The following is a 25,025-nucleotide window of genomic DNA, read 5'->3' as shown; positions in this document are numbered from 1 at the left end:
GGTAAATGACCGATATTCCAGTCAAAATTTCATTCGCAGCCCGTCTGCGCAACAGCTTCCTGACGGGTGTTCTGATCCTCGCACCTGTCACCATCACCATGTGGCTGGTGTGGAGTTTCCTGCAATGGGCGGATAGCTGGGTCAAACCCTATATTCCCGCCCGTTACGATCCCGAGCAATATTTCGATGTGGCGATCCCCGGTTTCGGGCTCTTGATTGCCGTTATCGGTATCACGCTCATCGGCTTTCTCGGCAATAACCTGATCGGCAAATGGATCGTTGGCGTCGGCGAATCCGTTCTCAACCGCATGCCGCTGGTGCGGCCGATCTATAAAAGCATCAAGCAGCTGTTTGAATCCGTGCTGAAGGAGCATTCGAACTCCTTCAAGAAAGTCGGCCTGATCGAATTTCCCTCTTCCGGCACTTGGGCGATGGTTTTCGTATCCTCAGAAGTCAAGGGCGAGCTTGCGCACCGTTTCAATGAGATGGGCCAGCAGATGGTCGCGGTCTTCCTGCCGCCGACCCCGGTGCCGACGGCCGGTTTCCTGCTGTTCGTGCCGAAAGACAAGATCGTGATGCTGGACATGACGCCGGAGGACGCGGCGAAACTGTTGATATCAGGTGGTCTGGTGGCCCCGGACTTCACGCCGCCGAAGGTGATCGCGCCGGTTTGAAAGGCCTTAGCAAGGCACTAGATTCTTTCTTACATTCCCACGTCAGGATGAAATGCCACAAGCTTGACGAACCAATATGGTTCACAAATAATCATAGTGAACCAGGAAAGGTTGCGATCATGACTGCATTTACGGTGCGCTTGCCTGATGAGGTCGCCGAAAAGCTGGATCAGTTGGCGGAAAAGCTTGATCGCTCGCGGTCTTATATGGCGGTGCAAGCGATTGAGGACTTTGTTGCCCGCGAGGAGTGGCAGCTTGCCGAAATCGAGGCCGGTTTGGCTGAAGCGGATCGCGGCGAGTTCGGAACGCCGGAAGATCTCGCAAACATTGTCGGAAGATATGTAAAAACCGCCCGGCCATTATGAGTGACCGGAGAATTCGGTGGACCTTGCGGGCGCTACGCCGGCTCGATGAAATTGGTGCGCATATCGAACAGGATAACCCGGCTGCTGCGGCCAGAGTGATTTCCCGCATTGTTTCGGCAGCCGATATGTTGGTGGAGCAGCCAGCCATCGGACGAGTCGGGCGTATCAAGGGAACACGGGAAGCCGTGCTTTCCGACATTTCCTATATCATCGCCTATCGCGTCGGCCGGGATATCGAAATCCTGACGATCATCCATACCTCGCGGCGTTGGCCTTCGGCGCTCTGACCAAACAACACTCTCAGTGTGCCCAAATCAATCCTCGTCATCCAGATCGTCCACCTCTGTCCCCGTTGTGGTCGCGTGGAAAACCGGAACGAAAAGCCGCATATAGACCAGCCTCACGGTCCAGCCTTCTTCCAGCGCCTGCGCCCAGGCGCTCTTGCGGCCGGGTTTCTTGAATTGTTTCCCGATTGCCTTCTTCTGGCTTTTGGCGAAGGTGTCGGGTTGCAGGACGTTTTGCGGTGAGCAGAGCGCGTAGCCCTTTCTGAAGGCGGGCGGTGGGCGGCGCGGGTCGATCATGTTCATGGTTGTTCACTTTCAGCCGGCATGCAGGAAGCGGATCGCTTCGTCGCGGCGGTGCAGATAGAGCAGGGTGCGCAGGCTTTCCCCGCGCGGACCGGTCAATTCGGGGTCGCGCTCGATGACATAGGCCGCGTCCTTGCGGGCGATTTCCAGGAGATCGGCATGGGCTTCGAGGCTGGCGATACGGAAGCCCGGCGTGCCGGACTGGCGGGTGCCGAGCAGTTCGCCTTCTCCGCGCAGCTTCAGATCCTCTTCCGCGATCAGGAAGCCGTCCTCGCTGTCACGCAGGATGGAAAGTCGGGCGCGGCCGTTTTCGCTGAGCGGCCCCTTGTAGAGCAGGATGCAGGTAGAGGCCTCATCGCCACGCCCGACGCGGCCGCGCAGCTGGTGCAGCTGGGCAAGGCCGAAACGTTCGGCATGTTCGATGACCATGATCGTCGCATCCGGAACGTCGACGCCCACTTCCACTACCGTCGTTGCCACCAGCAGCCGGGTTTCGCCACTCTTGAAAGCGAGCATGGCGGCGTCCTTCTCCGGGCCATTCATACGGCCATGGATGAGGCCTATATTGGCGCCGAGCATCTGCGACAGAACCGCATGCCGTTCCTCTGCCGACATCAGGTCGGACTCTTCCGTTTCCTCAACCAGCGGGCAGATCCAGTAGGCCTTCTTACCGTCCTTCAGCGCCGCACGCAGACGCTCGACAATATCGCCAATGCGCTCAGTCGGGATGGTCACGGTCTGGATGGGTTTGCGGCCAGCCGGTTTTTCGGTGAGTTTCGACACATCCATGTCGCCGAAGGCGGCCAGAACCAGCGTGCGCGGAATGGGGGTGGCGGTCATGACCAGCATATGGGGCGTGATGCCCTTGGCAGTAAGACGCAGGCGCTGATGCACGCCGAAACGGTGCTGTTCGTCCACCACGGCCAGCACGAGGTTTTTGTAACTCACGCTGTCCTGAAACAGCGCGTGCGTGCCGATGACGATCTGCGCTTCGCCTGACGCCACACGCTCCTCGATCTCGCGGCGTTCCTTGCCCTTGGTGCGGCCGGTAAGCACCTCGACTGTAAGCCCTACGGCCTTTGCAAGTTTAGATATGGTGGCGAAGTGTTGGCGGGCAAGGATTTCAGTCGGCGCCATCAGCACCGCCTGTCCGCCGGCCTCCACCGCCGTCGCCATGGCCATCAGCGCTACCAGCGTCTTGCCGGCGCCGACGTCGCCCTGCAGCAGCCGCAACATGCGGTCTTCGCCCGCCATATCGGTGAGGATGTCCTTCACCGCCGCACTCTGGCTTGCCGTCAGCGAGAAGGGCAGCTGCGACAGGATTTTTGCGGCGATATCACCCCTGGCGCGGATCGGCTGGCCTGCCACCTTGCGCAGTCTTTGGCGCACCAGCGCCAGTGATAGCTGCCCGGCGAGGAATTCGTCATAGGCGAGCCGTCTGCGCGCCGGGGCCTGCGGGTCGATATCTGCGCTGTCGCGCGGGTCATGCAGCTCGCGGAAGCTCGATGCGACATCGCCGAAGCCCTGCCGGGTCTTGAGCGTCTCGTCGATCCATTCCGGGAAGACCGGCAGCTTCGATAGCCCACCTTCGATCGCCCGCCGCAGCACTTTAGGGGAGAGCCCGGCCGTCATGGGATAAACCGCTTCCACCAAGGGCAGGTTTTCCGCCTCGGAAAGCTTCACCATGAAATCCGGGTGTACCATGGAGGCGCGGCCGTTGAACCAGTCCACCTTGCCGCTAACGAGAACCTCTTCATCGACGGGCAGGGCCTTGGACAGCCAGTCGCCCTTGGCGCGGAAGAAGGTCAGCGCCAGTTCGCCGGTCTCGTCATGCAGGAACACGCGATAGGGGGCGGAGCGATTGCCTGCGGGTGGCGGTTGGTGCCGGTCGACGCGTCCCTGAATGGTGACAATGGCGCCGGGGGCGGCAAGCGCGATGCCCGGGCGGTTACGCCGGTCAATGACGTTTGATGGCGCGTGGAACAGGAGGTCGATCACGCGGGTGTCGTCGGCGCTTTCCCGGCTCAGCAGTTTTGCCAAAAGGTCGGCAAGCTTCGGCCCCACGCCGGCAAGGGTGGAGACGGAAGCAAACAGCGGATCGAGAATGGCCGGGCGCATGGTCAGCAAAATCGGGGAAGGGGACGCGTTATGCAAGACGCGGGCCTCGACAAACGCGGTTTATCACCGGCAGATTTTAGCCGCCGTGGCATTATTTCGATAAAAACCGGTTTCAAGCGTTCGCCTCCTGTTCTATAGGAGGTCGCAATCAACATCCCGTTGAATAGCCAACCGAAAGGTGAATGCGATGACTGGACTGGTGCGCACGAGCGCTGACCTCGATCCGAGGCGCAGGCGGATACTTTACCGCTGCTGGCACCGGGGCATTCGCGAGATGGATCTTGTGCTCGGGCAATTTGCGGAAGACAATATTGCCGGGCTTTCCGACGAGCAGCTCGACGAGCTGGAAATCATCATGGCGGAAGAGGATAACGACCTTGTCCAGATGGTGACGGGCGCGCAGCCGGTGCCGGAAAAATTCCAGACGCCGCTGTTTGAGAAGATCGCCTCCTACCGTCCCGATTTCGATCTCGTCACCGCCGAAACCCTGAAGGCCTGAAACATGATAGCCGGATTCGATGCAAAGCTGGTGGCGTCGGCCGATACGCCGCTGACCATCGGAAACGTACCATCAGGCATGGAAGCCCTGCTGCTCGCCGACATGGCGCGGGCGGGGACATCGGTGGCTTACGTGATGTCGGACGGCCAGCGGGTCGCCGATCTCGAACAGATCCTTGGTTTTGTCGCGCCGGATATTCCAGTGCTGACGCTGCCGGCCTGGGACTGTCTGCCCTATGACCGCGTCTCACCGAGTGCAGATACATCGGCGCGTAGGCTTGCGGCGCTTGCCGGCCTCATCAACCACGCCAAGAAGCCGCATCCGGCCGTCGTTCTCGTTACTGTCAACGCCATGCTGCAGAAGATGGCGCCGCGCGACGTCATCGAAAGCCTCGGGTTTTCGGCCAGGCCCGGCAACCAGATCCGCATGGAGGACATCGCCGCGCGGCTGGAGCGCAACGGTTTCGACCGGGTGGCGACGGTACGCGAAGTTGGCGAATTTGCCGTGCGCGGCGGCATTCTCGATGTCTTCGTGCCGGGCACCGAAGAGCCGGTGCGGTTGGATTTCTTCGGCGATACGCTGGAAAGCATCCGCACCTTCGATCCGGCCAGCCAGCGCACCATCGCGCAGGCGCGCTCGCTTGATCTCAATCCGATGAGCGAAGTGACGCTGACGCCGGATACGATCGGGCGTTTCCGCAAGAACTACCTGTCGCTGTTTGGCGCTGCGACCCGCGACGACGCGCTTTACCAAGCCGTGTCCGAGGGTCGCCGTTACGCCGGCATGGAGCACTGGCTGCCGCTGTTTTACGAGCAGCTGGAGACCGCCTTCGACTATTTGAAGGGTTTTCGTATCGTCACCGATCATACAGCGAAGGAGGCGGCGAAAGAGCGCTCCAAGCTGGTGCTTGATTATTACGAGGCTCGCCGCGCCTCTGGCGAAACCAAGGGTTCAACACAGGGCGCGCCTTACAAGCCGGTGTCACCGGGGCAAATCTATCTCGACGGCAAGAGCTTCGAGGCGGCGCTTGCGAGCGTCAATGCGGTGCGGCTGACGCCCTTTAACGAACACGACAGCGAAGGCCGCCCGGTCGCGACGCTCGACGCCCATGTCGGTCCGCGCTGGGCACGCCCACCGACAGAGGGCGATAGCGAAGAGCGGGTCAATGTTTTCGATCTAGCGGTAAAGCACATTGCCGAGCGCCGCGCCAAGGGCTGGAAAGTACTGATAACAGGCTGGTCGGAAGGTTCGCTCGACCGGCTGTTGCAGGTGCTGAACGAGCACGGGCTTGAGAAGATCAAGCCTGTGACATCGCTGAAAGAGGTGAAAAAACTCGGAAAGGGCGAGGCGGCTTGCGCGGTTCTCAGCCTCGAAGCCGGGTTTGAGACCGGAACGCTGGCGGTCATCGGCGAGCAGGATATTCTCGGCGATCGTATGGTCCGCCGTTCCAAGCGCCGCAAGCGCGGCGCGGATTTCATCGCAGAAGTGGCGGGACTGGACGAAGGTTCTCTCGTTGTTCATGCTGAACACGGTATCGGCCGTTTCGTCGGCCTGCAGACCATTGAGGCGGCGGGTGCGCCACGCGCCTGTCTTGAACTGCATTATGCCGACGACGCCAAGCTGTTCCTGCCGGTCGAAAACATCGATCTTCTCTCGCGTTACGGTTCTGACGCCGCGGAAGCCACGCTCGACAAGCTCGGTGGCGGCGCATGGCAGATGCGCAAGGCCAAGCTCAAGAAGCGCCTTCTCGACATGGCCGACGAGCTTATTCGCATTGCGGCAGCACGTCTGGTGCGCCACGCACCGGCGCTTATCGCACCGGACGGGCTTTACGACGAATTTGCCGCGCGTTTCCCTTACGACGAAACCGAGGATCAGTTGAACGCGATCGAAGCGGTCCGCGACGATCTCGGTGCCGGTCGGCCGATGGATCGCCTCATCTGCGGCGATGTCGGTTTCGGCAAGACCGAAGTGGCCTTGCGCGCCGCCTTCCTTGCCGCCATGAACGGCGTGCAGGTGGCGGTCGTCGTGCCGACGACGCTTCTGGCGCGGCAGCATTTCCGCACATTTTCGGAGCGCTTCCGTGGGTTGCCGATCCGGGTGCAGCAGGCCTCGCGGCTTGTGGGTTCCAAGGAGCTGGCGCTTACCAAAAAGGAAGTGGCGGAAGGAAAGACCGATATCGTCGTCGGCACCCATGCGCTGCTCGGCGCTGGCATCAGCTTTGCCAATCTCGGTCTTCTCATCATCGATGAGGAGCAGCATTTCGGCGTGAAGCACAAGGAACGGCTGAAGGAGCTGAAAAGCGACGTGCACGTGCTGACGCTTTCGGCTACCCCTATTCCGCGCACGCTGCAACTGGCCATGACCGGGGTGCGCGAGCTGTCGCTCATCACCACGCCGCCTGTTGATCGCATGGCGGTGCGCACCTTCATTTCGCCCTTCGATCCGCTGGTGATCCGCGAGACGCTGATGCGCGAACATTATCGCGGTGGCCAGAGTTTCTATGTCTGCCCGCGCCTTGCCGATCTCGCCGATATCCATGCCTTCCTTCAATCGGATGTGCCGGAGCTGAAAGTGGCGGTGGCGCATGGCCAGATGGCGGCGGGCGAACTGGAAGACATCATGAACGCCTTCTATGACGGCAAATATGATGTGCTGCTGTCCACCACCATCGTCGAATCCGGCCTCGACGTGCCGACCGCCAATACGCTGATCGTACACCGTGCCGACATGTTCGGTCTTGCTCAGCTTTACCAGCTGCGCGGTCGCGTCGGCCGGTCCAAGGTTCGCGCCTTTGCGCTGTTCACCCTGCCGGTCAACAAGGTGCTGACAACGATGGCGGAGCGGCGGCTGAAAGTGCTGCAATCGCTCGACACACTCGGCGCTGGTTTCCAGCTTGCCAGCCACGATCTCGATATTCGCGGCGCGGGCAATCTGCTCGGCGAAGAGCAATCCGGCCACATCAAGGAAGTCGGCTTCGAGCTTTACCAGCAGATGCTGGAAGAGGCTGTTGCCGAAGTGAAGGGCGACGAAGAGGTGCGCGACAGCGGCTGGTCGCCGCAAATCTCGGTTGGCACCTCCGTCATGATCCCGGAAGATTACGTGCCGGACCTGCACCTGCGCATGGGCCTTTATCGCCGTCTCGGCGAGCTTGCCGATATCAGCGAGATCGACGGTTTCGGTGCGGAAATGATCGACCGTTTCGGCCCGCTGCCGAAGGAAGTGCAGCATCTGCTCAAGATCGTCTATATCAAGTCGCTCTGCCGCACCGCCAATGTCGAGAAGGTAGATGCCGGGCCGAAGGGCGTCGTCGTGCAGTTCCGCAACAAGGAATTCCCCAATCCGGCAGCGCTTGTCGGTTACATCGGCAAGCAGGGATCCATGGCGAAAATCCGCCCGGACCACAGCCTGTTCCTGAACCGCGATCTGCCGACGCCGGAAAAACGGCTGACGGGTGCGGCGATGGTCATGACGCAGCTTGCGGAACTGGCGCGGTCGTAAATTTGAGCTTCGGGGGGTTGCCCGTTCGACAACTGACCGAAGGTGGGGGTGGCTTACCCCCTCTGCCCTGCCGGGCATCTCCCCCACAGGTGGGGAGATCGATATGCGGCGAAGTTTTGCCCATCTTGACGTTGGAGAATGAAGCGGTGACAGCGCGTCTTGCCGATCTCCCTCCTTGTGGGGGAGATGCCCGGCAGGGCAGAGGGGGTAAGCCACACCCTCCTTCGGCTCATTATCCATTGGCCAATCCTCGGAAAACCCAGCCCGCAAGGCTCAGCGACATTACGGCGATGTAACGAAACGGACATGTCTCGGTAGTCTCCGCGGGCGTAATCTTTCCCTCATACCCGGTGCGGCGGATCAGTGGATGCCGCCGGGTTATGAAGGAGCAGGACGATGTGGACCAATATCAACAGGTTTGCCACCGCTGGTCTGGTTGCTTTGACAATTGCGGGCACCACAATTGCCACCACCAGCCAGGCGGAAGCGCGCAATAATTTCGGCCGCGGCCTTGCCGCCGGCATTGCCGGGACGATCATCGGCGGAGCGCTTATCGCCGGGGCAAGACATCCCGGTTATGCTTATGGGCCCGCGTATTACGCTCCGGCCTATGGTCCGCCAACCTATGCTGCGCCCGTCTACGGTCCGCCGGTTGTGTACCAGCCAGTTTATCCGCGCTGCCACATTGCCTGGAGGCAGAATGCCTGGGGCGACATGTATCGGGTCAGGGTTTGTGATTGATCGAATGCCATTCCGGCGACGTGAATACGCGTCGCCGGTTCTAATGCATTCTTAAGGCGTCAGTGCCCATCTTCCGGTGTAATGCCGACAGCCACGTTCTGGTCGGTCGCGGCAATGGAGGCGGGCAGCGGCACTTTTCGCTGCTTTTCGCGGATAAGCGTCAGCAGGCCGGAGCCGACAATGAGAGCGATGCCGATGAGCATCCATCCGTCGATGCGATCACCGAAAATCAGATAACCGAACAGGATGGCCCAGAGCATCTGGCTATATTGCGTCGGGCCGATCATGGCGGCGGGCGCATATTGAGCGGCATACATGACCAGTACGTTGCCGAGAGCGCCGAGCAGGCCGTATCCTGCCAGCAGCAACCATTGTTCGCCGCCGGGCATGACAAAGGTCGGGATCATGGCGACACCCGATATGGCAAGACAGCCGAGAACGCCGGCGCCGTAGAGTGATACGTTTTTTTCCGATGGGCCCATGGCGCGGAAGATGACGATGCTGAGTGCACCGCCGAAGCCAGCGACGATGGCGCCGAGATGGCCGACACCCAATTCGCGGAAACCCGGGCGCAGAATGATGAGCACGCCAAGGAAACCGATGATGACCGCAGACCAGCGGCGGATGCCTACCTGTTCCTTCAAAAACACAACGGACATGATGGTCACGAAGGAAGGCAGCAGGAAGATCAGCGCGAAGGCCTCAGCCATGGAAAGATGAGTGAAGGCGGTGACGCTGCCCACCGCGCCGATACCGGCGGAAAAAAAGCGGATGATCCACAAGGGGCGGTTCGTCGTCTTGACGATGTCCACCCAGCGGTCGTTGCGCTTGCGGATGAGGGGCAGTGCGACAAGCCCGAACATTGCGCCAAAGAAGGCCGATTCGATCGGCGAAATCTGGCCTTCTATGAGTTTAACGCTCGCGTCGCTCCATGCGTAGGCAGCGAAGGCGGCAAAGGCAAGCAGAATGCCTTTCAGGGTCTGGTCGGACACGGGAAAACACCAACAGTTTATCGATCAGGGCAAGCTGCCGGTGTTCGACCGTCAGTTCATCGACTTATGCTCGTCCGACTTGATTTTTGCAATATCCCGCAGTGCAGCAATCAATACATCAGGTGTTTGTGCACCGCTGATGGCGTATTTCTGGTCAACGATGAAGAACGGTACGCCGGAAACACCCATCTGCTGCGCCGCGTCAATTTCGGCGATGACCGTGTCCTTGTCGGCGTCGGAGGCGAGAAGCCGTGCCACCACCTTGGCATCCATGCCTGCCTTCCCGGCGATATCGGTCAGAACAGCGTGATCGCCAATATTGCGGCCTTCCTCGAAATTCGCCTTGAACAAAGCGGTGACGATCCTTTCCTGAACGTCGCGGCCTTCGGCATGGGCCCAGAGCGACAGGCGATGTGCGTCGAGCGTGTTCGGGCCGATCTTGATCGCATCGAAATCGTAGTTGATGCCGACCTGCTTGCCGAGTTCAACCAGCGAGGCATGCGCCTGCTCGAGACGGTCCTTGCCGAGCTTTTCTTCGAGAGCAGCTTTCTGGTCCACACCTTCAGGTGGATAATCGGGATTGAGGCGATAGGGCCGCCAGTTCACATCGACGCTGATTTCATCCTGCACCTCGGCAATGGCGAGATCGAGCCTTGCCTTGCCGAGATAACACCAGGGGCAGACCATATCCGATACGACGTCGACAACGATGCGTTCCATGGTTTCATCTTCCCTTGTCTGGACCGGGCGGCGGCGGGTTATTGCACCCTTGCATCCCACCAGGTCTGTTTCTGATTTCCTGATATCGGGGTCATATCCGGACGGTCGATATATTTCCAGCGCGCAACCCATTGCGCGCCGATGTAATAGAGCGGAATAATGTAGTGGCCGGCCACGAGCAGACGGTCATAGGCGCGCACCGCCGCCTGGAAATCTTCCGTCGAGCGCGCCTGCAGCAGCGCCTCTATCATCCGGTCGATATCGGGATTGGCAACGCCCGCATAGTTGAAGCTGCCCTGCGCATCGCGGGAGAGCGAGTTCCAGCGGTTCAGCTGCTCCATGCCCGGCGAAAGCGAGGAGGGCAGGGAGCGGATGATCATGTCGTAATCGAAGCTGTTCGAACGGGCCTGATATTGCCCGTCATCCACCGAGCGGATGCCCATGGCGACGCCAATCAGGTTGAGCGAGCGCTGATAGGCAAGCGCGATGCGCTCCTGCGCCGGGTTCTGGGTCATGATCTCGAAGGCGAGCTGACGGCCATTGGCGTCGGACATTTTGCCATTCTTGATGCTGTATCCGGCCTCTTTCAGCTTGTCGACGGCCAGTTTCAATACCTTGCGGTCAGCACCCGTGCCATCGGTGGTCGGCATGGCATAGGTGCCCGCCAGTAGTTCCGCAGGCATGGTTTTCGCAGCGTCGCCCAGCAGCGCAAGCTCGCGCTCATCTGCGGCATTGCCATAGGCTCCGAGCGGGGAATTCTGCCAATAGCTCTGGGTGCGCTTGAAGGAGCCACCGAGGATGTTCCTGTTCAGCCATTCGAAATCGAGCGCATAGGACAGGCCTTCACGCACTTTTTCATCGGCAAAGGTGGCCCGGCGTGTGTTGAAGACGAGGCCGAACATGCCGGTCGGCAGGCGCGGCTGGAAGACGTCCTTGACGATATCGCCGCGATGGACGGCCGGGAAATTATAGGCCTGTCCCCAATGCGAGGTATCGGAGGTGCCGTTGATGGCGTCACCTTCGGGATAGATGTCGATATCGCCCTTCTTGAAGGCTTCGAACATGGTGGTGACCTGAAGGAAATAGGTCACGCTGATCTCGTCGTAATTGTCGAAGCCGACCTTGCCGGGGATGTCCTTGCCCCAATAATCCGGATTGCGTTCCCAGATGATTCGCTCGCCCGGCCGCAGGGTCTTGATTCGGTATGGACCCGAGCCGACGACTGGCCCAAGGCCTGCCTGCTCGAATTTTTCCGGGTCGATCGCATGTTTCGGCAGGATCGGTGTGGAGGAGGCGAGAATGAGCGGCGTTTCGCGGTTCGCCTTGTCATTAAAGGTGAAGCGCACGCCGCGATCACCGACCTTTTCCATTTTTGCCACGCCGTCCAGACGGCTGTTGAAGGGCGGGCGGCCTTTTTCCTTCAAGAGGCTGAAGGTGAAGATCACATCATCAGGCGTCACTGGCTTGCCGTCAGACCATTTTGCCCTGGGGTTGATGTTGAACTGGATGAAGCTGCGCTCGTCGTCCCATTCCACGGTTTCGGCCAAGAGGCCATAAAGGCTGAAAGGCTCGTCACTGGAGCGCAGCATCAGCGATTCGTAGAGGAGATTGCCGAATTCCGGATCCCAGACGCCGCGTGCGGTGGTGCGCATTCCCTTGAGCACGAAGGGATTGAGGCTGTCGAAGGTGCCAACGACGCCATAGGAGATGCGGCCGCCCTTCTTCACGTCGGGATTGACATAAGGGAAGTGGCGGAAGTCTGCGGGAAGCTCCGGCGTGCCATGCATGGATATGCCGTGCAGCGGTTGCGCCAGGGCCGTCCCGGCGGGAAGCAGGGATGATCCCAAAAGGAACAATGCGGGGAGGAGGGCCGCAAGGTTGCGCATGTCACTATCCTGTCTAACTGTCCGTCCGGTTTGCGTCACAACCGGTTTATCGTCATGATTCTGGCAGATATGTAGCATACGGATATCGCATGACCCATGCGGGGGCGGGAAATCTTGGGCCAGCTCAAGAAAAAGTTAAAGAAGTGCTGGATATCGCCGCGAACGGCATGTAACAGGGTGGCCGGAAGAGACGGGTCACGCATTTGCCTCATTTAAACGACAGTTGAACGGGCAGAAGGATACCGCCATCGGCGGACAGGGCCTTGAAGGGTTCTGTTCTGGCAGACATTCAGGAGACGGAACTCTTATGATGCAAAAGGCAAACACATTCACCCGGACGGCTCTGTCCGCTCTGGTCCTCTCTCTGGGCGCGGTTTCCGCTCCGGCCATCTCGCAGGCGCAGGATGCTGCCCCGGCCGCTCAGGGCGGCGCTGGCGCTCCGCCGCTCGGCTGGTTCAAGACCTGCTCCAAGCAGGAAGACAACGATGTCTGCGTCGTGCAGAACGTGGTTCTCGCCCAGAACGGCCAGATGATCACCGCTGTCGGCCTTATCACCGTTGAAGGCAAGGTCAACCGCAAGCTGCTGCAGGTTTCCGTTCCGACCGCGCGTCTCATTCCCCCGGGTGTGATGATGCAGATCGATGGCGGCAAGGGCCAGAAGCTCGATTACGCCGTTTGCCTTCCCGACAAGTGCACGGCCGAAGTTCCGCTGACGGATGCCATGATTGCTTCGCTGAAGAAGGGTAGCGAGGTGGTTTTCACCTCCATCAACTTCCGCCGCGCGCCTAACCCCATCAAGATTGCGCTCTCCGGTTTCACCGGCGCATACGACGGTGCTGCCATCACTCAGTCGCAGCTGGCCGAAAGCCAGCGCAGCCTGCAGGAAGGCATGCAGAAGAAGGCTGAAGAGGCCCGCAAGAAGCTGGAAGCTGCTCAGGACGCTGCCAAGGCTCCCAAGCCCTGATCGCTACAAAGCATCAAGAATGACAAAACCGGTCTGGCAACAGACCGGTTTTTTTATGCGCGCTTTATGTCCCTGGGAGGGGGGAGATGGTTGGCAGGCGTCAATGCGCCGTCGATATCTTCGGACGCCATTCGCCGTTCGGCGCCTTGTCGAAGATGCGGCCGATATTGGGGTTTCTCAGCGGCGTATCGTTTTCGTCGTGCACGAGGTTCTGTTCGGAAACATAGGCGACATATTCCGTCTCCTCGTTTTCGGCCAGCAGATGATAAAAGGGCTGGTCGCGCTCCGGCCTGATTTCCGCGGGGATGGCGTTCCACCATTCCTCGGTATTGGCATATTCCGGGTCCACGTCGATGACCACGCCGCGGAACGGAAACACCTTGTGGCGGACGATCTCGCCAAGCGTGAATTTTGCGTCTCTTTGTTTCATGGCATGAATTTCCTTTCCCAATACTAGTTGGTGTCGGAATGCGAAATATCAAGACCTAGCGGTCCCAGTGCCGGTCTGCCGCAAAGCTCAGCGCTTTCTGCCAATCGGCGCGGTGGCGAGGATGACGCCGCCGGTGACCAACACGATGCCGATGGCGTGATAGGTCTCGAAGGTCTCTCCCAAGAATATCGTCGCCATGAGGATCGAGACCGGCGGCATCATGTAAAGCGTGATGCCGGCCGTGGCCGGGCCGAAAACGCGCACCGTATGGGTGAAGCAATAAAACGCCAGAAGCGAGGCGAAGAGGATGATGCCGCCGATCTTCGCCCAGGCCGCGCCGGTGGCAGGCAGCATGCCGCCCTGCGCCAGTTCCAGTGCGGCCGGCGGCAGAAGCACCAGCGCGCCGGAAAATGCGATCAGGCCGAAAAGGCTGAAGGATGCCATCTGCCGCGCCGCGGGATCGCGCAGCAACAGCGAATAGATGGCAAAGGCGATCGCCGCCGTCAAAATCGCGAAATCGCCGATGTTGAAATTCATATGCCGGAGAGCGGAGATATCTCCCTTGAGAACGATGGCCGCGACACCGGCAAAGGCGATGACCATGCCGGCCACTTCAAGCTTTCGGATCGGCCGCCCCTGAAAGATGCGCTGGAACAGGATGATGAACAGCGACGAGGTGGTGTAGATCAGCGTGCCGTTGGCGGCCGTCGTCATGGTGAGGCCCCAATAGACCACGCCGCCGCAGATGCCCATGCCGAGAATGCCGAGCACCAGCCAGAGCAGCATTTTGTCGCGCACGAAGGCGAGGCAGTTCCGCCAGTCGGCAATCATGAAGGGGGCGATGATGAGCGTCGATCCCATCCAGCGGATAAAGGCGGCGATAAAAGGCGAGACTTCGCCAACGACGCCGCGGCCAAAAATGACATTGCTGGAGAAAAAGAACGGCACCGCCAGAAAGATGAGCCAGTCCGTAAGGCGTGTTTGCTGAGAGGCTGGCTTGTTCGACATTCTTCACGATATGGCTGGGCTTCAAAAGAAAACGGCGGCTTTCCAGGGAAAACCGCCGGCATGGAAGGAGCGCCCCAAGGGAGCGCTCCGAAGTTAGATCAGGCCGAGTAGTACATGTCGAATTCGACCGGATGCGGGGTCATTTCGAAACGCATGACTTCCTGCATCTTCAGTTCGATGAAGGAGTCGATCTGGTCGTCGTCGAACACGCCGCCGGCGGTCAGGAACTTGCGATCCTTGTCGAGGCTTTCCAGCGCTTCACGCAGCGAGCCGCAGACGGTCGGGATCTTCTTCAGTTCCTTGGCAGGAAGATCGTAAAGGTCCTTGTCCATCGGCTTGCCGGGGTGGATCTTGTTCTTGATGCCGTCGAGGCCGGCCATCAGCATGGCCGCAAAACCGAGATAGGGGTTCTGGGTCGGGTCCGGGAAGCGGACTTCGACGCGCTTTGCCTTCGGGTTGGAGCCGAAGGGAATACGGCACGATGCGGAGCGGTTGCGCGCGGAGTAGGCGAGCAGAACCGGCGCTTCGTAACCCGGCACCAGACGCTTGTAGGAGTTGGTGGTAGGGTTGGTGAAGGCGTTGATTGCCTTGGCATGCTTGATGATGCCGCCGATGTAGTAGAGGCAATTTTCGGACAGGCCAGCATATTCGTCGCCAGCGAAGGTCGGCTTGCCGCCCTTCCAGATCGACTGGTGAACGTGCATGCCCGAGCCATTATCGCCGAAGATCGGCTTCGGCATGAAGGTTGCCGTCTTGCCATAGGCATTGGCGACCTGGTGCACGACGTACTTGTAGATCTGCATCTTGTCGGCGCTGGAAACCAGCGTGTCGAACTTCACGCCCAGCTCGTGCTGTGCGGCAGCCACTTCGTGGTGGTGCTTTTCAACGACGACGCCCATTTCGGCCAGAACCGTCAGCATTTCAGAACGCATGTCCTGCAGGCTGTCGATCGGCGGAACCGGGAAGTAGCCGCCCTTGACGCGCGGACGGTGGCCGAGGTTGCCGGTTTCGTAATCCGTGTCGTCGTTGGACGGCAGTTCGGACGAATCAAGCTTGAAGCCGGTGTTGTAGGGGTCTGCCTTGTACTTCACGTCGTCGAAGACGAAGAATTCCGGCTCGGGGCCGACGAAAACGGTGTCGCCGATACCAGAGGCCTTGAGGTAGGCTTCGGCTTTCTTCGCGGTGCCGCGCGGGTCGCGGTTATAGGCTTCGCCCGAAACCGGGTCGAGAATGTCGCAAAGGACGACCAGGGTAGACTGGGCAAAGAACGGGTCGATGTGGGCGGTGGCCGGATCGGGCATCAGCACCATGTCGGACTCGTTGATGGCCTTCCAGCCGGCGATCGAGGAGCCGTCGAACATGACGCCATCGGCGAACATGTCTTCGTCCACACAGACAACATCCATGGTGACGTGCTGCAGCTTACCCTTGGGATCGGTAAAGCGCAGGTCCACGAACTTGATGTCGTTATCCTTGATCTGCTTCAAGATATCGTTTGCGGTCGTCATTTAAACGTTTTCCTTGAGTGTGATGATGACGAGGTGAAACCCAAGCCTCCCCGGCTTGAGACCTGGTTCTGATTATATGGCGTCCACGCCTGTTTCACCGGTACGGATGCGGATGACTTCCTCGATATTGGAAACGAAAATCTTTCCGTCGCCGATACGTCCGGTCTGCGCCGCATTACGGATCGCCTCGATGACGGCTTCCGCGTTCTCGTCCGCCAAGACGACTTCGACTTTCACTTTCGGCAGAAAGTCCACAACGTACTCTGCTCCGCGGTAGAGTTCCGTGTGGCCCTTCTGACGACCAAAGCCTTTTGCTTCCGTGACCGTGATGCCCTGAAGTCCGACTTCCTGAAGGGCTTCCTTCACTTCATCGAGCTTGAAGGGCTTAATGATCGCTTCGATCTTTTTCATGAGAAAATATCTCTCCGCTTCTCCCGTTAAAGCAGGTAATTCCCGCTCTGCCACAAGAATGCACGTATTGTGCCAGATCGGAAGCGGGCGTGAAGAAAAAACTTCGCTCGCCCGGCTTTCTGGCACAAAATGCATTCGGTTTTGGCGATTTTCCAGCCAATTTCTATCGGTAAGCCGAAAAATCCATCAGCATTTCTGCGAAATCTTACTATTTTAGATATCTTGAATATTTGATTATGCGTAAGCTCGGTGAAAGCCGTCTGTTTATATTTTGTGCATTTGACTATTATTTGGTCTTGGAGTTTTGCTTATTTTTGTATCGATTGCCTTTCCGGCGTTTTGAAGGGATGATCGCGGCATGATATTCCTCTCTCAGCTTTCCCTTTTCGACCCTGCGGCGATGGCCCGCATCGATGCGGCGGCCGGGCAATCCGGCATTTCGCTTTATGATCTGATGGAGCGGGCGGGGCACGCGGTTGCCGCTTCTGGGCTGCGGCACTATCCACAGGCGCTGCGTTTCGTCGTGCTCTGTGGCGGCGGCAATAATGGTGGTGATGGTTATGTGGCGGCGCGGGCGCTTGTGCAAAGCGGTGCGACGGTTACGGTTCATCATCTAGGCGATGCCGGCACACTGAGGGGTGATGCCCGGGTGGCATTCGAACGGAGCGGGCTCGTGCCGCTGCCGCTTGGCGACTATACGCCTCTTGCTGGCGATGTGGTGATCGATGCGGTTTTCGGGGCCGGATTGTCCCGCGATGTGCCCCAGGAACTGGCCCGGATAATCGAAGCGGTGACCAGCGCCAGGGTGCCGGTGCTCGCCGTCGATCTGCCCTCCGGCCTCTGCGGCCGGCGGGGCGTGCCGCTCGGCGCGTCGTTCAGGGCCGAGCGGACGGTGACCTTCATGGCACGCAAGCCCGGCCATCTGCTGATGCCGGGACGGGAACTTTGCGGGGCGCTAGAGGTGTTCGATATCGGCATTCCCTTGCGCATCCTTGCCGATCACGCGGGCTCGGTTGCGGAAAACCATCCGCTTGTCTGGCGTGATGCCTTGCCCGCCAGCGATCTCGAGACGCATAAGTTCCGCCGAGGACATCTCACCGTCTTTTCCGGACCTGCCCATGCGACCGGGGCAAGCCGCATGACGGCGCTTGCGGCGCTGAAGGCGGGGGCGGGTATCGTCACCATCGCTGCGCCGAAAGAAGCGCTTGACCTGCTTTCCGTGACACTGACGGCTGTGATGAATGCGCCGATGGACAATGCCGATGATCTGCGGCTCTGGCTGGACGACCAGCGCCACGGCACCTTTGTTCTCGGCCCGGGTTTTGGTGATCTCAAAAAGGCGCGGCAATTCGTGTCCCTGCTCGGAGACAAAGCGGCCGTACTGGATGCCGATGCGATCACCGCTTTCAAGGATCATGCGGCGGCCCTGTTCGAGCGCATCACATCCGGTGCGGGCAAATTCGTGCTGACACCGCATGAGGGCGAGTTTGCCCGGCTGTTTCCCGATCTCGCTGCGGACAGGACGCTCAGCAAGATCGAGAAAGCGCAGGTCGCTTCGGCCCGCAGCGGCGCGGCGTTGGTTTATAAGGGTGCGGACACGGTGATCGCCGCACCTGACGGCCGGGCGCTGGTCAGCACCAATGCGCCGGCGAGCCTTGCGACGGCCGGATCGGGCGATGTGCTGGCCGGCATCATCGGCGCGCTGCTGGCACAGGGCACGCCCGCTTTCGAGGCGGCTGCGGCGGGTGTCTGGCTGCACGGCGAGGCGGGCCACAGGGCAGGCGACGGCATGACGGCGGAGGACCTTGCCCATGCGGTTCGACCGTTTGGGTGATCTTGCGCGCCGCCTCCCGAACTAGCCGGTATGACGGAGGAGGTGTTTTCGTCGCTGAAAAGCCCCAGATGCCAAAGCCACGCGTCAATGCGCGGCCTTACCTCCCTGGCTCGCCATGGCCATCCGCGAAGCACTGATCAGCAGCTTGCGTTCGGCGCGCTCCTGCTGCGGCGTGCGATTGTAGATTTCGCGATAACACTTGGAAAAATGCGAGGCCGAGACGAAGCCGCAGGCGACCGCGACTTCCACCACCGGCATGGCCGACTGCACGAGCAGGTGGCGGGCACGGTCGAGGCGGATTTCGAGATAATAGCGGGCGGGGGAGCGGCCCATTTCCTGCCGGAAAAGACGCTCCACCTGCCGGCGCGAGAGATCGGCGGCGTCGGCTATGTCGAGCAGCGACAGCGGTTCGGAGAGGTTGCCTTCCATCAGCTCGATGATCGACAGGACCTTGCTGTTCTGCACGCCGAGGCGGGCGCGCAGCGGCAGGCGCTGGCGGTCGTTGGGGCTGCGGACCCGATCGGTCAATTGCTGCTCGCAGACGCGGTTGACGAGGTTTTCGCCGAAATCCTGGCCGATCAGGCTCAGCATCATGTCCAGCGAGGCCGTGCCGCCGGCGCAGGTGTAGATGTTGCTGTCGACTTCGAAGAGATCGGCATAGACTTCCACCTGCGGGAAGGCCTCGGAGAAGCCCGGCAGGTTTTCCCAGTGGATCGCGCAGCGCTTGCCATTGAGGAGGCCCGCCTGTGCGAGGATATGGGCGGCGGTACAGAGGCTGCCGATGGCGATGCCGCGATTATAGGCTTCGCGCAGCCAGGCATTGACGGACTTGTTGACGTGTTGATCCACATCGATGCCCGAACAGATGATCGCCATTTCCGGGCGGTTTTCGCCGCTGACGTATCGCCGCTCATCGGCAAGACAGGTATCGACTTCAAGACAGATGCCGCTTGACGACATGACCTTCTGGCCGTCGAGTGAGGAGAGGCGCCATTCATAGGCGGCATAACCCAACATTCGGTTGGCGATGCGAAGCGTTTCAACCGCTGCGGCGAACGGCAGCATGGTAAATTGCGGAATGAGAAAAAAGACGATTGAGCGTTTCTTCTGGGAGTTTCTGCTCATTTGCCCGTGCTCCGTTGCGAATACGCAATTCCTCCCTTGGAATTGGTCTTCTGGATGTCCTGATTACGACATCTTTAACGAAAAATACGCCTCGGAATCGGAGCTGTCAAAAAATAGCTTTTGAAATATGCAAATTTTGCGACAAGCCCTTAAAACGGGCGGTGTGTCGCATGCAAAACAGGCAGGTATATTTGCGCCTTTCATCATGTAATTCAGGGTCGGCGGTAGTGGCTCGCAACACATGCACTGGTTGCGAGCCATCGGTCGGCCATCATTTGCGGACGGCGTGTATGCGGGTGGTGTCGGTTGTCGGCCATCCGATATCCTTCAATGTTTCGGGTGGCAATGCCTCCAGTGCACGAAGCATCCTTTCGCGGCGCCATTCCGCGTAACGGGCAGAAAAATGGCTGGATAGGCGATCAAGCCAGCCGCTGGGCGACGGGCGGAGTGAAGAGCGGTTTGTCGCCGGCAGATAATGTATCATGGTCATGTCTTTGATCCTTTCGTGAACCACGATCCTGTTTATGACTTCGGTATGTGCTCGCCTTTATCATCAGGCAAGCGAATGAATCTTATGTCATTCATCAACGTCTGGAATGAATTGACGGCTGCTGCTGTGGGGGCGTTTCAGTCCGTGCCACGTTGCTTCATTTCCCGCAGGGCTAATTCACCCCGTTTGTCTATGTCACGGATGGTGCGCGCTTGTTGACATTCAATCAAACGAAATGATATCCATCTATAAATCAAAATATTTGAAGGTGCGTGCCATGACCGTGACTTTCCGCCAACCGCTGCCGTTGCTGGATAACGACATATTGAGAACCTTCGTCGCCATTGCCGAAACGGGGAATTTTTCCACCGCAGCGGAAGTGGTGTTCAGAACGCCCTCGGCCGTTTCCATGCAGATCAAGAAGCTGGAGGAGCAGTTGAAGACGACGCTTTTCCTGCGCGATGCCCGCTCTGTGACATTGACGGCGCATGGCGAGACGCTTCTGACCTATGCGCGGCGCATGATCGCGCTCTCCAACGAGGCGGTGTCGCGTTTCGTCATGCCGGAACTTTCAGGCGTTGTGCGGCTCGGGGCGCCTGAGGATATTGGCGAGCGCGGTCTGCTGCCTGGCATTCTCAAGCGTTTTGCCGATGTTTTCCCCGGCATCATGATCGATGTCACCATCGATTCCAGTTCCAACCTTTATAAGCGCATGGATGAGCAGCGGCTTGACCTCGCCCTCGTCAACTGTGCCTCGCATCCGCTGCGGGACACGGGCGAGGTGCTGATGCGCGAACGTCTCGTCTGGGCCGGCGCCAAATGCGGCACGGCTTATCTGCGTGATCCGCTGCCGATCTCGATCTGGGAAGAGGGTTGCATCTGGCGCTCGGAGGCAATCGTTTCGCTGGAACGGCGCGGGCGCAATTTCCGCGTCGCCTATCTCAGCGGCCATACCATGGCACAGCGCGCAGCGATCGCGGCCGATCTTGCCATCGCCCCGCTGCCGCGCTCCTATGTGCAGAACGACCTCGTCATTCTGGGCGACAAGGAAGGCCTGCCGGAGCTGGGCTCTTTCGATATTCGCCTGATCATGGGCGACAAGGCGTCGCGCCCTGTTCTTGCGGTGGCAGAGAGCATCCGCAATGCCTTTGTCGAGGTCGCAAAGGCGGCGTAAAGTCTGGGTAGCGCCGTGTGGAAGGCGGCTTTTAGCCAGCCATTGAATCCGCCGGCGCCGGACGGCCTGCGTCGCGGGTTTGCCAGCTTCCGCGGCTGACCAGCCAGTCGGCGGAATTCTGCAATCCGCCAAAGGGGAAGACGTGAATTTGCCGGATCGGCCCCTGCGGATTGGCCTGCCAGTGCCGCTCGATCGGTCCGACGATGCTGTCAGGCGAATGGCCCCTGGCGAGTGTGGTCAGGGAAAGCGCGTTTTTCTTGAGATAGGCGATGGAATTGCCGACACCGCAGAGTGCTGCATATTTCAGCAGCGTCGTGATTTTGGCCGGGCCGGAAACGCCGATATGCACGGGCAGATCGATGCCTGACGCTGCAAGGCCTTCCGCCCAGGCGATGAAACGCGCGGGATCGAAACCGAACTGGGTGACGATGCGCATGGCCGCATCGCTTCTTTCGCCAAAATCGCGTTTCAGCCTCAGGGCAGCGATCGCCGTCTCCTCGCTGAAATCGGGGCTGCCTTCGGGATGGCCGGCGATTGCGATCTTTTTGATGCCGTAACGGTCGAAAATGCCTGACGACAGCATGTCCATGCTGGAGGCGAAAGGACCAGCCGGCCTGTCGACACCTCCGCCGACGACCAGAACATCGGTAACATCCGCTTCTCCCGCCAACCGCTTGACCTGCTCCTCAAATTCCACGCGCGAAGGGATGCGGCGCGCTGCAAGATGCGGCACCGGTTCATAACCGAGATTGCGCAGATGTGTGGCGGCATCCACCAGCTTTTCCTGCGAGGCTGCTCCGGTATCCGTCAAATAGACGCGGACACCCCGAGGAAATATCCCGGCGAGGCTTGCCGGGCCGAGTACCTGCGCGGGTGAGGCTTCGATGGAGGCGGGAATGAGGGAGGCGGCGGAAATATCGGGCAATTTGAGCATGATCCTTTTTGTTACCATGCACCGTTTTTCCGCCGAAGTCTGTGTCTGTTGCGGCAAGACAGGCTTGCATCTGCGACGAGGCTTGGTTGCAGGTGCTTGCGCGCGGTTTTACCAGATCCGTTTCGTCAGGCCGTTCCACAACCATGTCCAGATCGGTGGCGGAAAGCGCAGCACCGATTTTCCGGGCGAGGGCGGCTGCGGCGCGAGGCTGCCGGACAGGGCGTCCTCGATGGCGCTGACGGCGATATCCACCGAGGCGGCGGTCAAAAGCAGCGGATAGGTGGCGATGGTGTCGGAGGGCGAGGGTTTCAGCCGTTTTTCATAAAGCGTGGCGCCGGTATCCACGCCCTTGTCGACCAGATGCACGGTCGCGCCGAAATTGCCGCGGTCCTTTTCCACCAGCGCCCAATAACCGCCCATCTGGCCGCGATAGGCGGGATTGATACCGGCGTGGAAATTGATGACCGGACATTGCAGGGTCCGCAGCGTCGCCGGCGTTAACAGGCGGCAGGAAATGGTGAAGATTACCGCCGGTTTCAGCAGATTGGCGGCCTTCTGGCATTCTTCGTCGTTCAGTGAGGTAAATTGCGTGATGGGAAGACCGTGGTGGAGATCGGCAGACAGACCGTGTTCGGCGATGATTTCATGGCTTCTTCGGGCCGTGAAGCGTTTGCCAAGGCGGGATGCAACCATTGTCGCCATCTGGCCCGCGGCGGCAAACCAGCCGAGCCGCCGTGCCCGGCGTTTGAGAATGGCCGACTTGCTTTCCGGCTGCTCCATGAAGACGTGGATATCCGGAAAACGGGCGGCCAATGCATTGATCATGACATTGGGGTTTGCGCCACCTGCCGTCATCACGAGAAGCCGATTGTTGATGTCAGTCATATCACCCACGGAAATTTCCTAAGCCACGATCCTGGCACCTAGTTTCTCTTGGGAACTTCAAAACCCTGTTAATTTTCATCGACAGGATTTTTTGAAATGCAGCGGGAACTGTTTTTGGGGACTCACGTTATTGTGACGCATATCACATCGGCGCTTGCCGTTGGACGGCAAGTCATAGGGGAGTAGTTTCACATGATCACACGTATTCTTTCGACCGTTTTTGTCGCTTTGCTGACTGTCGTCACCCTCAGTTCCTGCGGCAACACCATTCGCGGCGTGGGCCGGGATACGGCGAACGCCGTTGACGCGACCCAGGATGCCGGCCGCAGCGTGGACCGCGCCGCACGCCGCTAATCAAGGCTCCCCTCCCTTAAAGGCGTTACCCAAAAACCCGGGTAGCGCCTTTTCTTTGTCCGAATTTCCCTGCGAATGTTCGCCTGACGAGAATCAGAGGGGCGGGCATGATCGTATCGATGAAGAAACTGGCGCAGTTGCTGCTACCATTGCTATTGCCGTTTTCGGCTGAGGCCGGCGGGCAGCCGGATTTCTGCAAGAGCATCAACCATGCCGGCGGCCGCTATACCGTCTGTAGCTTCGACCCGGCAAAAAACACCATCCGCATCTATGATCAGGATCATGTCTCCGGACAGGGATACCGGAATTTTGCCGATCTATCTTCGGCTTTGTGGCGGCAGCACATGTTCAGCGTCTTCGCCATGAATGGCGGCATGTATCATTCCGACTATTCGCCCGTTGGCCTCTTCGTCGAAAATGGCGTGGAGCGTTCGCCGGTCAGCACGCGGGGCGGCTGGGGAAATTTCCACCTTCTGCCGAATGGCGTATTTTATCTTGATGGTAACACTGCCGGGGTGCTGGAGACCGAGGCCTATCTGGCCGCGGACCCGAAGCCCGATTTCGCCACCCAGTCCGGGCCGATGCTTGTGATCGACGGCAAGCTGCATCCGCGCTTCCTGCCCGATAGTGACAGCCTGAAACGCCGCAACGGCGTCGGTGTCTCCCGCGACGGCATGGTGCATTTCGCCATTTCGGAAACGACCGTCCGCTTCTATGATTTCGGTACGCTGTTCAGGGATGTGCTGGATGCGCCGAATGCGCTTTATCTGGACGGCACGATATCCAGCGTCGATATTCCCGCGATGAACCGGCGGGACCAGCTGTTTTCCATGGGGCCGATCATCGCCGTCGTCGACAGGGTGCCGGATTAGCCTGAAAAATCAGATAGGCGCTTTGGGATAGGCTTTTTCGAGACCGGCCGATGCCGTCAGCCCCTTGCGGAAGGCGAGATAGGCGGGATGCTGGCTGGCCTTGGCAATTTCCGCAATGCGGATCTGCAGGCGGGCAGGTGCGTTGCCGCCCAGCCATTCGCCGGTCGCTTCCAGCTTCAGGCTGTTGAGGAAACGCGCGCTTGTCTGCTGGTCGAGATAAAGATTGAGGCCAGTCAGCAGATTTTCATCCTGCACGGCGTTTTCCATCAACAGCAGCACCCAGGCCTTGTCCTCGCTTGTCAGCGAGGTGAGTTTCGATGCGACCGTGTCGCGGTCGGGAAAAGAGGATGCCTGCTGCATGGAAAGACTCGCACCGTTGTCATTGCCATCGTCGATAAAGCAGCGCCCGTGGCCTTTCAAGACGCGGTGCTTCACCGCAGGAAATTCGACCGTAACGTGCCGGCGGCGATGGTTTTCAACAGGGGTTTGTAGGAAAGCTTTAAAAAACGGTTACACTTTAGCCTAAATTGCGGCGGAGCCCCAAACGGTGCCTTTTCAAGCCTGCTGCTAACACCTTGTTTTTTCACAGACCTATGCATGGGGCGAATGGCAGCTTATCGAAAACGCCTTCATTTAGCCGCTTTTTGCATTTGCGTTCGCCGCCGGATTTTAATAAATGCTTGCCTCAACGGGCCGGGTCTTGAAGATCCCCCGGAGAGTGAATAGCTGGAGTAATCATGGAAGAAACCGCTCAGAAATCCTGCTGGGGCGTCACCATACGCGCACTTGCAGGCTTTGCCGCTTTTCTCGCATTGACGTACATTTTTGGCAGCCCATAAGCTTCTCTCCTGAATGACGGGTTTTGAAACGGCGCGGTTTTCCTCTGGAAACCGTGCTGTTTTCGTTTCCGGCACCTTCATGTCGCAGCTGCAAAAGCCGGTGCCGCTCTTTTG

The 25,025-nt window shown here is 59.4% G+C and carries 26 protein-coding genes; 11 read left to right on the top strand and 15 right to left on the bottom strand.

The window, feature by feature from the left end; all coding sequences use genetic code 11:
* Positions 1-5 precede the first annotated feature (5 nt).
* The 3 genes from ATU_RS08740 to ATU_RS08730 all read left to right on the top strand — a co-directional run bounded on the left by ATU_RS08740 (position 6) and on the right by ATU_RS08730 (position 1,326).
* On the top strand, positions 6-674 hold the full coding sequence (locus ATU_RS08740) for a DUF502 domain-containing protein (RefSeq protein ID WP_006314298.1): 669 nt from the start codon (positions 6-8) through the stop codon (positions 672-674).
* A gap of 116 nt (positions 675-790) precedes the next feature.
* The gene (locus tag ATU_RS08735; protein WP_407061425.1) at positions 791-1,039 is read left to right on the top strand and encodes a CopG family ribbon-helix-helix protein; all 249 of its coding nucleotides are present in this window, start codon (positions 791-793) and stop codon (positions 1,037-1,039) included.
* Positions 1,036-1,326 (top strand): type II toxin-antitoxin system RelE/ParE family toxin, encoded by a 291-nt coding sequence (locus ATU_RS08730; protein WP_010971862.1) that lies wholly within the window; start codon positions 1,036-1,038, stop codon positions 1,324-1,326. The genes ATU_RS08735 and ATU_RS08730 overlap by 4 nt, the downstream gene beginning before the upstream one ends.
* A 27-nt stretch (positions 1,327-1,353) precedes the next feature.
* Here the strand turns inward: ATU_RS08730 and ATU_RS08725 are convergent, their stop codons facing one another.
* Together ATU_RS08725 and recG are read right to left on the bottom strand one after the other, a co-directional pair.
* Positions 1,354-1,626 (bottom strand): hypothetical protein, encoded by a 273-nt coding sequence (locus ATU_RS08725; protein ID WP_010971861.1) that lies wholly within the window; start codon positions 1,624-1,626, stop codon positions 1,354-1,356.
* Positions 1,627-1,638: 12 nt separating this feature from the next.
* Positions 1,639-3,744: an ATP-dependent DNA helicase RecG gene (recG, locus tag ATU_RS08720; protein WP_010971860.1), complete on the bottom strand. Its 2,106-nt coding sequence runs from the start codon at positions 3,742-3,744 to the stop codon at positions 1,639-1,641.
* 187 nt (positions 3,745-3,931) lie between these two features.
* Between recG and ATU_RS08715 the strand changes: the two genes are divergently transcribed.
* The 3 genes from ATU_RS08715 to ATU_RS08705 all read left to right on the top strand — a co-directional run bounded on the left by ATU_RS08715 (position 3,932) and on the right by ATU_RS08705 (position 8,485).
* Complete coding sequence (locus ATU_RS08715; RefSeq protein WP_010971859.1) at positions 3,932-4,243, top strand: FAD assembly factor SdhE; 312 nt, start codon at positions 3,932-3,934, stop codon at positions 4,241-4,243.
* Between the two features lie 3 nt (positions 4,244-4,246).
* Positions 4,247-7,744: a transcription-repair coupling factor gene (gene mfd, locus ATU_RS08710; protein WP_010971858.1), complete on the top strand. Its 3,498-nt coding sequence runs from the start codon at positions 4,247-4,249 to the stop codon at positions 7,742-7,744.
* Between the two features lie 396 nt (positions 7,745-8,140).
* Entirely contained in the window at positions 8,141-8,485 is a 345-nt protein-coding gene (locus ATU_RS08705) for a hypothetical protein (RefSeq protein ID WP_006314305.1), read from the top strand.
* 59 nt (positions 8,486-8,544) lie between these two features.
* Here the strand turns inward: ATU_RS08705 and ATU_RS08700 are convergent, their stop codons facing one another.
* Genes ATU_RS08700 through ATU_RS08690 form a run of 3 tightly spaced genes read right to left on the bottom strand, consistent with a single transcriptional unit; the run spans position 8,545 to position 12,083 of the window.
* Positions 8,545-9,477 (bottom strand): DMT family transporter, encoded by a 933-nt coding sequence (locus tag ATU_RS08700; protein WP_006314306.1) that lies wholly within the window; start codon positions 9,475-9,477, stop codon positions 8,545-8,547.
* A 51-nt stretch (positions 9,478-9,528) separates the two neighbouring features.
* Complete coding sequence (locus ATU_RS08695; protein WP_010971856.1) at positions 9,529-10,197, bottom strand: DsbA family oxidoreductase; 669 nt, start codon at positions 10,195-10,197, stop codon at positions 9,529-9,531.
* Positions 10,198-10,235: 38 nt separating this feature from the next.
* Positions 10,236-12,083: an extracellular solute-binding protein gene (locus tag ATU_RS08690; protein ID WP_010971855.1), complete on the bottom strand. Its 1,848-nt coding sequence runs from the start codon at positions 12,081-12,083 to the stop codon at positions 10,236-10,238.
* Positions 12,084-12,390: 307 nt separating this feature from the next.
* Here ATU_RS08690 and ATU_RS08685 point away from each other — a divergent pair, with 307 nt between their 5' ends.
* Complete coding sequence (locus ATU_RS08685; protein WP_006314309.1) at positions 12,391-13,047, top strand: invasion associated locus B family protein; 657 nt, start codon at positions 12,391-12,393, stop codon at positions 13,045-13,047.
* A gap of 100 nt (positions 13,048-13,147) precedes the next feature.
* On the opposite strand, the gene hspQ is transcribed toward ATU_RS08685, so the two are convergent.
* The 4 genes from hspQ to ATU_RS08665 all read right to left on the bottom strand — a co-directional run bounded on the left by hspQ (position 13,148) and on the right by ATU_RS08665 (position 16,404).
* A complete protein-coding gene (gene hspQ / locus ATU_RS08680; RefSeq protein WP_006314310.1) occupies positions 13,148-13,477 on the bottom strand; it encodes a heat shock protein HspQ in 330 nt (109 codons plus the stop codon).
* An 87-nt stretch (positions 13,478-13,564) separates the two neighbouring features.
* Positions 13,565-14,485 carry a DMT family transporter gene (locus ATU_RS08675; RefSeq protein ID WP_010971854.1) on the bottom strand — a complete coding sequence of 307 codons (921 nt, stop codon included), beginning with the start codon at positions 14,483-14,485 and terminating at the stop codon, positions 13,565-13,567.
* A gap of 98 nt (positions 14,486-14,583) precedes the next feature.
* Positions 14,584-15,993 carry a type I glutamate--ammonia ligase gene (glnA, locus tag ATU_RS08670; protein WP_003508040.1) on the bottom strand — a complete coding sequence of 470 codons (1,410 nt, stop codon included), beginning with the start codon at positions 15,991-15,993 and terminating at the stop codon, positions 14,584-14,586.
* Between the two features lie 72 nt (positions 15,994-16,065).
* Positions 16,066-16,404 (bottom strand): P-II family nitrogen regulator, encoded by a 339-nt coding sequence (locus ATU_RS08665; RefSeq protein ID WP_003508042.1) that lies wholly within the window; start codon positions 16,402-16,404, stop codon positions 16,066-16,068.
* Between the two features lie 358 nt (positions 16,405-16,762).
* Between ATU_RS08665 and ATU_RS08660 the strand changes: the two genes are divergently transcribed.
* A complete protein-coding gene (locus ATU_RS08660) occupies positions 16,763-18,238 on the top strand; it encodes a bifunctional ADP-dependent NAD(P)H-hydrate dehydratase/NAD(P)H-hydrate epimerase (RefSeq protein ID WP_010971853.1) in 1,476 nt (491 codons plus the stop codon).
* Positions 18,239-18,322: 84 nt separating this feature from the next.
* On the opposite strand, the gene ATU_RS08655 is transcribed toward ATU_RS08660, so the two are convergent.
* Together ATU_RS08655 and ATU_RS26970 are read right to left on the bottom strand one after the other, a co-directional pair.
* The gene (locus ATU_RS08655; protein ID WP_006314316.1) at positions 18,323-19,363 is read right to left on the bottom strand and encodes a GlxA family transcriptional regulator; all 1,041 of its coding nucleotides are present in this window, start codon (positions 19,361-19,363) and stop codon (positions 18,323-18,325) included.
* Positions 19,364-19,634: 271 nt separating this feature from the next.
* Positions 19,635-19,853, bottom strand: coding sequence for a hypothetical protein (locus ATU_RS26970; protein WP_010971852.1), 219 nt, complete (start codon positions 19,851-19,853; stop codon positions 19,635-19,637).
* Positions 19,854-20,088: 235 nt separating this feature from the next.
* On the opposite strand from ATU_RS26970, the gene ATU_RS08645 reads away from it, so the two are divergent.
* A complete protein-coding gene (locus tag ATU_RS08645) occupies positions 20,089-21,027 on the top strand; it encodes a LysR family transcriptional regulator (protein WP_006314318.1) in 939 nt (312 codons plus the stop codon).
* Positions 21,028-21,058: 31 nt separating this feature from the next.
* Here ATU_RS08645 and ATU_RS08640 read toward each other — a convergent pair whose 3' ends face one another.
* Together ATU_RS08640 and ATU_RS08635 are read right to left on the bottom strand one after the other, a co-directional pair.
* Positions 21,059-21,979: a methylenetetrahydrofolate reductase gene (locus ATU_RS08640; protein WP_006314319.1), complete on the bottom strand. Its 921-nt coding sequence runs from the start codon at positions 21,977-21,979 to the stop codon at positions 21,059-21,061.
* 90 nt (positions 21,980-22,069) lie between these two features.
* Complete coding sequence (locus tag ATU_RS08635) at positions 22,070-22,846, bottom strand: formyl transferase (RefSeq protein WP_010971850.1); 777 nt, start codon at positions 22,844-22,846, stop codon at positions 22,070-22,072.
* Between the two features lie 192 nt (positions 22,847-23,038).
* On the opposite strand from ATU_RS08635, the gene ATU_RS08630 reads away from it, so the two are divergent.
* Together ATU_RS08630 and ATU_RS08625 are read left to right on the top strand one after the other, a co-directional pair.
* Positions 23,039-23,200, top strand: coding sequence for an entericidin domain-containing protein (locus ATU_RS08630; protein ID WP_003515706.1), 162 nt, complete (start codon positions 23,039-23,041; stop codon positions 23,198-23,200).
* Between the two features lie 107 nt (positions 23,201-23,307).
* On the top strand, positions 23,308-24,072 hold the full coding sequence (locus ATU_RS08625) for a phosphodiester glycosidase family protein (protein WP_010971849.1): 765 nt from the start codon (positions 23,308-23,310) through the stop codon (positions 24,070-24,072).
* 9 nt (positions 24,073-24,081) lie between these two features.
* Here ATU_RS08625 and ATU_RS08620 read toward each other — a convergent pair whose 3' ends face one another.
* Both ATU_RS08620 and ATU_RS08615 read right to left on the bottom strand, forming a co-directional pair.
* Positions 24,082-24,432 carry a hypothetical protein gene (locus ATU_RS08620; RefSeq protein WP_010972662.1) on the bottom strand — a complete coding sequence of 117 codons (351 nt, stop codon included), beginning with the start codon at positions 24,430-24,432 and terminating at the stop codon, positions 24,082-24,084.
* Between the two features lie 269 nt (positions 24,433-24,701).
* Positions 24,702-24,992, bottom strand: a complete 291-nt coding sequence (locus ATU_RS08615; protein ID WP_010971848.1) for a hypothetical protein — start codon at positions 24,990-24,992, stop codon at positions 24,702-24,704.
* Positions 24,993-25,025 lie beyond the last annotated feature (33 nt).

Source organism: Agrobacterium fabrum str. C58 (assembly GCF_000092025.1).
Lineage (GTDB): Bacteria > Pseudomonadota > Alphaproteobacteria > Rhizobiales > Rhizobiaceae > Agrobacterium > Agrobacterium fabrum.
Note: the sequence above shows the minus strand (reverse complement) of the source record. Positions and strands in the feature narration are given on the sequence as shown.